The 8,832-nt window shown below is 62.5% G+C and carries 11 protein-coding genes; 2 read left to right on the top strand and 9 right to left on the bottom strand.

Annotated elements, in window-relative coordinates; all coding sequences use genetic code 11:
• From MYY08_RS05550 to MYY08_RS05515, 8 genes are all read right to left on the bottom strand, one after another.
• Nucleotides 1-1,120: secretin N-terminal domain-containing protein (locus MYY08_RS05550; RefSeq protein ID WP_288013721.1), on the bottom strand; the 1,120-nt coding region annotated here is incomplete at its 3' end.
• A gap of 101 nt (nt 1,121-1,221) precedes the next feature.
• On the bottom strand, nt 1,222-1,449 hold the full coding sequence (locus MYY08_RS05545) for an HrpF protein (protein WP_038628603.1): 228 nt from the start codon (nt 1,447-1,449) through the stop codon (nt 1,222-1,224).
• 74 nt (nt 1,450-1,523) lie between these two features.
• Nucleotides 1,524-2,126, bottom strand: coding sequence for a type III secretion system stator protein SctL (gene sctL, locus MYY08_RS05540; protein ID WP_038628601.1), 603 nt, complete (start codon nt 2,124-2,126; stop codon nt 1,524-1,526).
• On the bottom strand, nt 2,113-2,679 hold the full coding sequence (locus MYY08_RS05535) for a serine kinase (protein WP_104951413.1): 567 nt from the start codon (nt 2,677-2,679) through the stop codon (nt 2,113-2,115). The genes sctL and MYY08_RS05535 overlap by 14 nt, the downstream gene beginning before the upstream one ends.
• Nucleotides 2,676-3,452 carry a type III secretion system inner membrane ring lipoprotein SctJ gene (gene sctJ, locus MYY08_RS05530; RefSeq protein ID WP_288013713.1) on the bottom strand — a complete coding sequence of 259 codons (777 nt, stop codon included), beginning with the start codon at nt 3,450-3,452 and terminating at the stop codon, nt 2,676-2,678. Before sctJ ends, MYY08_RS05535 begins: the two co-directional genes overlap by 4 nt.
• A 5-nt stretch (nt 3,453-3,457) precedes the next feature.
• Entirely contained in the window at nt 3,458-3,829 is a 372-nt protein-coding gene (locus MYY08_RS05525) for an EscF/YscF/HrpA family type III secretion system needle major subunit (RefSeq protein ID WP_038628597.1), read from the bottom strand.
• A 67-nt stretch (nt 3,830-3,896) separates the two neighbouring features.
• Nucleotides 3,897-4,136 (bottom strand): hypothetical protein, encoded by a 240-nt coding sequence (locus MYY08_RS05520; protein ID WP_038628595.1) that lies wholly within the window; start codon nt 4,134-4,136, stop codon nt 3,897-3,899.
• Between the two features lie 167 nt (nt 4,137-4,303).
• Nucleotides 4,304-5,296, bottom strand: coding sequence for a sigma 54-interacting transcriptional regulator (locus tag MYY08_RS05515; protein WP_038628593.1), 993 nt, complete (start codon nt 5,294-5,296; stop codon nt 4,304-4,306).
• A gap of 466 nt (nt 5,297-5,762) precedes the next feature.
• Between MYY08_RS05515 and MYY08_RS05510 the strand changes: the two genes are divergently transcribed.
• Nucleotides 5,763-6,533 carry a hypothetical protein gene (locus MYY08_RS05510; RefSeq protein WP_288013707.1) on the top strand — a complete coding sequence of 257 codons (771 nt, stop codon included), beginning with the start codon at nt 5,763-5,765 and terminating at the stop codon, nt 6,531-6,533.
• A complete protein-coding gene (locus tag MYY08_RS05505; RefSeq protein WP_288013704.1) occupies nt 6,533-7,624 on the top strand; it encodes a hypothetical protein in 1,092 nt (363 codons plus the stop codon). Before MYY08_RS05510 ends, MYY08_RS05505 begins: the two co-directional genes overlap by 1 nt.
• 107 nt (nt 7,625-7,731) lie before the next feature.
• Here the strand turns inward: MYY08_RS05505 and MYY08_RS05500 are convergent, their stop codons facing one another.
• Complete coding sequence (locus MYY08_RS05500; protein ID WP_288013701.1) at nt 7,732-8,700, bottom strand: lytic transglycosylase domain-containing protein; 969 nt, start codon at nt 8,698-8,700, stop codon at nt 7,732-7,734.
• Nucleotides 8,701-8,832: the final 132 nt, after the last annotated feature.

Below are 8,832 nucleotides of genomic sequence, written 5' to 3'. Positions count from 1 at the left end.
GGGCGGTGCCTTCGCCTTCCAGCGCCTGAATATCGGCGAAGAAGCGGCGGAAATCGGTGACGAACAGCGTGCTGGGGCCGGAAAGCAGCGTCGATCCGCCGCTGACGTTGCCGAACTGGCCCGCCCAGCTGCTGGAAAGGCGCGCCAGTTCGTTGCGATCGATATCGACGATCAGCGCGTCAATTTCGATCAGCTTCTGCGGCACGTCGATCATGGCGATCAGCGACTGGTAGGCGCTGCGGTATTTCGGATCGTCTCGCACCAGCAGGGCATTGTTGCGCACGTCGGCGGAAACCCGTCCCGCCATGGCGCTCAGCGCGCTGCCAGCGGAAGATCGATCCTGATGCGAACCGCGACCAATCAGCTGGTTGAGCACGTTCTGCGACTCCATCCGCATCTGCTCCATACCGTCATCGCCGCCCTGACCGCTGCTCATGCCTTTGGCGCTGTCGCTGCTGCTCTGTCCCAGCAGTTCGTTCAGCATGGTGGCGACGCCCGGCACCAGCAGCGTCTGATCGCGGTAGCGAATATTGCGGTCGGCCACCGAAGCGTACTTCAGCGGAAACGCCATCATCTCTTTCGGCGATTTATCCTCTTTTGGCGTGTCCGATTTTTTGGCGAAGTCGGCAATCAGATTGACGTACTCCGGCGGACCGGTGACCAGCACCACGCCCTCGTCAGGCAGCTCGCCCCAGCCGAAGCGCGGCTCCAGCAGGCCGACGCCCTTCAGCGCCTGTTTGATATCGGGCGCGGCGTCGGGCGAAATTTCCAGGCGGCGCGAGGTTTGCGCCGACAGCGGGCTGACATAGAGCGTGTTGTTATAGACGAACCACTGAAAACGGTACTCCAGCGCCAGACGGTTCAGAAACGCCTCCGGGCTGGCGGCGCGCAGACGGCCGGTCACGTTGCTGTCGGGCAGCGTGCCGATATTGATGTCGACGCCGAAGCTGTTGGTGAAGTCTTCGAGAATAATATTGAGCGGCGTGTTGTCGGCGGAATAGGCGTAGGCGCCGTTCTTCCAGGCTTCCGGCGTGCTGGCGTACAGCGGGCTGCTACAGGCCAGCAGCAGCAGGGCGGCGGCCCAGCGCAGCGGTCTTGTTATTGCGGGCAGGGTGATCACACCTTACTCCTTTCTTCTTGATGTCACGATCGGGCGGGAAAGCCTGTTAGCGGCAGCCGTAGCTGCCGCGCGTCAGGGGAGCGGCGGCGGGCGCCGACGCGTCAGTTAATGGCATCGATAATCGCTTTGCGGATGCCGAACTTGAACTGGGTGTACTGCGAGCTGGCCCAGCTGGCGTTGGACATATCCAACAGCTGGTTCTGGAAGGCGTACATATCGCTGAGGCTGAACGGCTGGCCCGACATCTCTTTAGCAAATTGATAGGTCTCGTTGTGGGTGCGGCTGGACTGGCTGGATAACCGGCGTTGCAGTAAATCTTCGGAAGGCATGGCGCATCTCCTTTAGGTTAAGATCCTCCCTTGAGTGGCGCTGGCGCGCGTTGGGTTCCGCGCCTGATAAAAAATTATCCCTCTGCGCCCAAAGCCTGACAGAACGTTCGCCAGCCGATCGCCATTTCGCCCTGGTCGGTCACCAGCCGCAGGCTCTCCGGCGGCAGCCCTTCGTCGGGCGCCAGCCGCCAGCGCAGCGCCGGACGTTCGCTGAGCCAGGCCGCCAGTGTCGGCTGCTGAGAAGGCGCGCAGCAGAGCGTCGCCTGGATTTCCGGCGCGCAGCGGTTCAGCAGCTGGGTCAGCAGCGCCTGCAGGCGATCCTGCGGCGGCACCTGCGCCAGACAGTGCGACAGCCCCTCGGCCAGCAGGCGGCTGGCCAGTTCGACCACCTGGCGCTGCTGCGCCTCGCGCTGTTGTTGCCAGTCGTCGAACAGCGGCTGCGCCTGTTGCCAGAAGCGCGCCTGCGCGTCTTCGCAGATCGAAATCGCGTCCGCTTCCGCCTGCTGGCGAATCTGTCGCGCCTCCTCCTGCGCCTGTTCGATCAGCGCCTGCGCCTGATATTGCGCGGCGTCCAGCAGCGATTGCGCCTGCGCCTGCTGCGCCAGATCGTCGCGGCTGAGCACTGCCTGCTGCGGTCCCGGCGGCGTAAAACAGGCGATCTGCTTAAGACGCCACATCGTCCGACTCCTGTTCTTCCTGTGTGGGCCGACAGCGCCACAGCGCCGCTTCCCAAATCGGCCGTAGCCGTCGGGCGGGCAGCGCCAGCGGCGGTGAGGGGCAGGCAAGGGCGGCGTCGCGCGGGAAGGCCATGCGCAGCCGAAGCCAGCAGTCGGGCGCGAGCGCCTGCAACAGCGTCAGCGCCGATGCCGATGTCGGAGAGACGTTTTCCGGCAGCCAGCTTTCCGGGCGCAGCCCTTTCGCCAGCCGTCGGCACCAGATTTTATCGTCGCCGGGCAGCGCGGTTTCCGCGCCGCAGACGGCGGCGACCAGCAGCAACAGTCGCGTTTTTTCCGCTTCATCCAGCGAGGCGATTGTCAGCAGCAGCGGCTGCGGCGCTGGCAGCGGCGCGGGGTCGATGCCCCATTGCCGTCCGATTGTCCCGGCGTGCAGGCGCGTCAGCCGCTGCTGTTGCGAAGGCGACAGGGCAAACCAGGCGTCTTGACGCCAGCTGTCATGCGCCGCGCGCCAGTAGCCGCTGTGCCACCACGTCAGCCACGCCTGCGCGGTCATGACGGTTTCCCTGGGTTGGCGACCGTATGGCGCGCGCTTTTTTTGCCGGCGCGCAGCGTCACGATGCCGAGAATCAACAGCAGCAGCACGCCCGCGACGCTTAAGACGCCTTTTGTCAGCGAATACTGCCCCGGCGAAAGGGTAAAAGGCCCCATCTTCACTGTTTCAACGCGATCTTCATACATTTTGGCCGGTACGAACACGATAGCGAGATCGCGATCGTCGCGCCCCACCAGGCCGGGAATACTGGTCGCCACCAGGCGGCGAATGCGCGGCTCGATGCTGTCAGGGTCGAGCGTGTCGTGATATTTGATAAACACCGAGGCGGAGGCGGGCTGTACCGGTTCGCCCGGCGCGATGCGCTCCGGCAGCACCACATGCACGCGCGCCACCACCACGCCGTCAATTTGCGCCAGCGTCGATTCCACCTCCTGCGACAGGGCGTAGATATAGCGCGCCCGCTCCTCCATCGGGCTGGAGATCACGCCGCTTTTCTGGAACACCTCGCCGAGATTGGTGCGCGCCTTGCGCGGCAGCCCGGCCGCGTCGAGAATATTGACCGAACGCTCAATATTTTCCGACGCCACCCGCACCGAGACGCCCGTTTTATCCACCTGCTTGCTGGCGGCGATATGGTAGCGGTTCAGCTCAGCGATAATGTCGTTAGCGTCGTTTTCCGCCAGGTTGCTGTTCAGAACGGTATCGTCGCCGCAGCCGCTCAGCAGCAGAGCAAGCGCACCGATCAGCAAGGCTTTCACCAGAGAAGGTCGCATAGCGTTTACTGTAGGTTGGTTAATTTATCCAGACTCTGTACGCCTTTAGCGATGATCTTGGCGTTCATCAGGCTCTGTACGTAGTAGTCCGACAGCGCGGCGTTGGCGGCGCTAAAATCGAGCGAGCTGGTGGAGCGCGAAGCGGTCTCCAGATCGCGGAATGCGCTCTGCTGCGCCTGCTGGTTGCGCGCGATCGCCCCGGTCAGGCTGCCGATCAAATTGGGCGCCTCGCCGGAACCTGCGGATGCTGACGCTTCCGGCGCGTTGAGCGCCGCGCTGAACCACTGCGCGTCGGCGCCGTTGGCGGCTGGCGCGTCGTTGTCCGCTTCCAGCGTAACGGAAGGGGTCGGCAGAGAAGATGCGTGATTAACTTTCATCGGTTCGGCTCGCTGTGAAAGAAGAAGAGAGGGAGGAGTCAGGCGATCTCCTCCCTGCCCGCGACGCTTAGTACTGGATCTTCACCTGGGCGGCCGCCGAGCCCGCCTGCGCGGCGCTGTCGGCGATGCCGTTGATGCGCTGGTTTTCCGCGTCCAGCTTGGCTTTCGCCACCTGGTTCTGCTGCATCTCTTTCTGTACGCCCTGCATTTCCATCATAAAGTCTGCGCCGCCCAACGCGCCTGAAATCTGGCTCAGGGAGCTGGCGCCGCCGGTGATGAAGTTAGAAATACCTGAAGTTGCACCCATGGTTGTTTCCTCGCTAATGGTTGATTGGTACTGCTGCAATGGTTTCGTTAGTTAAGTGGCGAGGCGACGGCGGCGGTTCCAAAAAAGCGGATTTTTTTCTCACGGGCGGGATACACGGGGCGCCGGGCGCGCAATCGGGCGCGCGGCGCTCAGGGCGGAAAGCGCCTTCAGGCGCTCAGCTTTAGCTGCTTCAGACGGTGGTAAAGGGTACGGCGCGGAATGCCCAGTTCATGCACCACCTCATCGATGCGGTGGCCATGACGATGCAGACACTCATGGATCAGGCTGCGCTCAATGCGGCGCAGACGCTCTTTCAGGACGATCGATTCCGCCTGCGGGATCGCCTGCTGGCAGAGCGGCGGCAGCCCCAACACAAAGCGCTCCGCCGCCGCTTTCAGCTCCCGGATGTTGCCCGGCCAGTTATGCAGCAGCAACGCTTCGTCCAGCCCTGGCGCACGCGGCGGCAGCGGCTGATCGAGCCGCTGGGCGGCGTCCTGGGTGAACTGGCGGAACAGCGGAATAATCAGCTCCGGCCGCGAACGCACCGTCGGCGTCGCCAGCGTAATGGTGTTCAGGCGGAAATAGAGATCGCGGCGGAAACGGCCCTGCGTCACCAGCTGCTCCAGCGGCGTCTGGGCGGCGGCGATCACCCGCAACGTGAGCGGAATGCAGCGTGTGCTGCCGAGACGCTCGATGGCGCGTGTCTCCAGCATGCGCAGCAGCTTAGCCTGTACCGTCAGCGGCATGCTGTCGATCTCGTCGAGAAACAGAATGCCGTTGTTCGCCGCCTCGATATAGCCGGGACGCGAGTGGCTGGCGCCGGTGTAGGCGCCGGAGACCACGCCGAACAGCTCGCTTTCCGCCAGGGTTTCCGGGATCGCGCCGCAGTTGACCGGCACCAGCGGGCCACGGCAGCCGGAGCGTTCGTAGATGCGGCGCGCCAGCGTATCTTTGCCGGTGCCGGTTTCGCCTTCCAGCAGCACATCCACATTCAGCGGGGCGATAGTCTCAACCAGTTTATGCAGATGCGCATGAATATCCGCCGTTGGAAAGGCGCACCCCGTGAGCGCAGGCGAATTCAGCGGGGACAGATCAGCATGGCCGGTGCGCCGGCTCTCTTGCGCCGGGCAGCGCGTGCTGGTGGTAATCGCTTTAACCATAATGTCTCCAGTAACTCGACACGAATTTTTGCTGCGCGTAGTTATACGCTGATGTGGCAATGACAATTGTGAAGTTTTTTTTATGGCATGCCGGTCATAAAAAATTACAAAACCATTCGGTTTCCTTACTTTCCGCCATAACAATCTGCGACAGCTATCAGTCTGGGCTGATAAACACGTAGGGATTTCCAACGTCGCTGTAGGGATTTCCTGACAGGATGACGTTCAGCCCTGTTACCGTGCCGCTTGCGACGACGCCTTGTACATCAAGGGCGTCAGATGAAATTTTTATGTCTGTGCGCTGCCGCACACCTAATTTGCACAGAAATGGAACTCCCCATTCCCCTGCGCCACTTACAAAGCGAGTCAGAGCCTGCGAAGCCTTGAAAAATGTCTGCAACCGGCGAGCAGGCTGGGCCTGTAAAGCTCAATTCATTCATAAATGTAACGTTTAACCGGAGGATGTATGGGATTCAAAATCGGCGGTTTCGGCGGCGGCAAAACAACCATGCCACCACCTGATTTATCCGGCAAAGGGCGTCAGGATATCGGTCCGAACGGGCCGCGTATCAACACCACGACGCCGGGCGGCAATATCACCAATAACAGCACCAGCCTCAATAACGGCCAGGGTGTGGACGGGAAAAACGGCAAGGGCGGCAAGTTGGGCGGTAACCTGCTCGACTTTGGTCTGAACGCTGGCGGCGGCGCGCTGGGCCTGACGGGCAGCGGCCTTACCGGCGGCACCGGCGCCACCGCCAATAACCTGTACTCGACCACCGCGCAGCCTGGCAATCAGAGCGGAGGCCTGCTCTCATCGGGCGGCAAAAGCGGCGGCGTCGGACAGATGCTGCAACAGCTGCTGATGCTGATTGGCCTGCAACAGCTGCTGAAAGGCGGCGGTCAAAATCCGTTGCAGCAGGCGAGCCAGCAACAGCAGCAGCCAGCTGGCAATCAGGCGGCGCAGGGCAATCAGGGCGGCGTTAACGGCATGATCCAGCAGGTTATGCAGATGATGCAGCAAATGATGCAGCTGATGCAGCAACTGACCGGCATGCAGCAGGGCGGCGGCAACAGCGCGGGCGCGCAAAGTAATAATGGCGGCCAGAACAACGCACAGTCCGGCGGCGGCAACATGCTGGGCAATCTGCTGAATTCGGTGATGCAGATGACCGGTCTGAATGCGCTGATGTCGCTGCTGGGCGGCGGTTCGCAGAATAACGGAGGCGTGAAGTAATGGCGTTAAACGTTAACGGAGGGGGCATCGCCCCCCTTTTTCCTGATAAACCCGCGCCCCCGTCCGGCGCGCTGTTGGCCAGCGTCACTGAGCAGCCCGCGCTAAAAAACAGCGGCGTGCTCAACTACGGCGGCGCGGCGGCTAACGCGCCGCTGCTGGACGATGTGTCCGGCGAAGCGCCGCAGGCGAGCGGCGGACAGCAGGGCGCTTTTTTACAAAGCCTGCTGATGCTGATGGGGTTACAGGCGCTGATGCTGAACCTGACGGCCGGACAACAGGCGCAGCAGACGGCGACGCCGGATGAGAAGCTGCAAAATCTTACGCCGCTCATTACCCAGAACGGCGGCGCAGGCAATGGACAGGTGCGCGCCAGCGAGCATGACACCAGCGTCAGACCGACGGAGGAGAACCTGACCGGCCGTCCGCCGGGCGATAACCGCAGCGCGGAAGCGATCCTTGACGAGAACCCGGTACTGAAAAATCTGGGCAATCAGAAGGATATCAAACGCGATCGGTTGAAAGAGCGCTTCGGCGACTGGACCGCCGATAACCCCGATCCGAAAAGCCGCGCCGACGCCGCCTACAATATGGCCTGCGTGCTGAACAGCGTGAAAGGACTCAACGATCGTGACGGCGAGAGCCGCGGCGATGTACACGGCAACGGAAAAATCGAGGGGATCACCAAGGATGGCGACGCGCGTCACGGTACCGAAGCGGGCGTATTGAAGGATATCGCCGAAAATGGATTGAGCGCGCTGCCTGCGGACGGCAATCTGCCGCAGACGAAGGATACCCACGTGCGCAAAGACGGCACCAACAAGGATAACTTCCAGTGGGGCATGGGCGAAATCGGCCGCGTGTTGTCCAATATCCCTATTCTGAAGTCGATCCTGGCGCCGGTGTTTAACAATATCGGCGAAGCACGCACCCTGGGCGAGGTCTTTAGCGGCGGCTTTAAAGGACTGGCCGAGGGCGCAATGGGCCTGGCGCGCGGGCCGGTCGGCTGGGCGGTGACGGCGGCTACCGATACGATTTCCATCGTGCTGGAGAACAGCGGCAAAAACAAGAAAGACCCACCGCCTTTTTCATGAGGCAGAAGGCGCAATCCAGGTCCCTGCACCGTCGGCGCAGGGACTTTTTTACGAGTGGAGTGCGGACGACGCTGCCTCCCCGCGCCTGACGCGCAGGGAGGCGGTTATCACGCGGGCAGAGTGCCCTGGCCGCTGCTGATGATCGAGGCGAAATTCATCACCTTGTTCACATAGGTGGCGTCGCCGGTGCCGGTTTTCGAGATATCGCTGAGATCGTTAACGTTGACGTTAAGCGGCCCGGAATTGTAGGCACGCAGCGCCGCGCCCATATTGCCGCCGAAGTCACCCAGCTGCTCTTTCATATAGAGCGCGCCCGCCATGATGTTGTCCGCAGGATTACTGGCGCTGGCGTTCGGCCCCAGCAGATCGGGGTTTTTGCTCTGCAAATCGGCGAAGGTGTTGCTGTTGACCTGCATCAGGCCGCTGTCCTGCAGGCCGTTGCCGCCGTTAACCGTGGCGGCGCCCAGGTTGCCGCGCGACTCCTGCCAGATTTGCGCCGCCAGCACCTCGCCGGGCACGCCGGTTTTTTGCGCTGCATTCTGGATCGCGCCTTCATACGGCTTCAGCGCCTCTGGCAGATGCAGCCCGCTGCCGCCGGACGGCGCGGTGACGTTGTTGCCCGCGCCGTTAACCGGCGTGGTCATGCCGTTGCCGGTCGGTCCGTTCGGCGTTGCCCCGCTCAGGCCGTCGGAGCCGGGTTGGGGGACGCTCTGGCCGCCGTCAGGCGCAGCAGTCAAATTCTGCGGCGAGCCGCCAGCGCCTGAAGCGGCCGCGTTCTGCTGGCTGGCAAGCTGCTGGAGCAGCGGCATCAGCGACGAAATCAACGCGCTGATCAGCTGGGTCAGCGTCTGAGCGATAGCGTTATCCACCTTCTGCTGCGGATTGCCGCCGTTCTGGCCGAGCAGCGCCGCAAGATCGGTGCCGCCGCCGCCGCTCTGACCGAAATCGATCGGCGAATTCATCGCGCCGGATGCGAGTGGGCCACCGGTCGCCAGCGGATTTTTGTCGCTCAGGTTGCTCAGATCGGGTGGCGGCAGCGTTTGCAGGGGGCCGGGCCCTCCGGGAAGTGTGATCATGCTCAGGTCCTTATTGCGTGTGGGGTCAGTCTGTTAAGTGGCGCAGACGCGCAAAGGGTTCCTGCTGCCCTGCAAAGGTGATGCGACAATCTGTGCGGCATGCCACAAAACGGCAATTCCCCGGCGCGACGA

This window comes from Mixta sp. (assembly GCF_024610815.1).
Classification (GTDB): domain Bacteria; phylum Pseudomonadota; class Gammaproteobacteria; order Enterobacterales; family Enterobacteriaceae; genus Mixta; species Mixta calida.
Note: the sequence above shows the minus strand (reverse complement) of the source record. Positions and strands in the feature narration are given on the sequence as shown.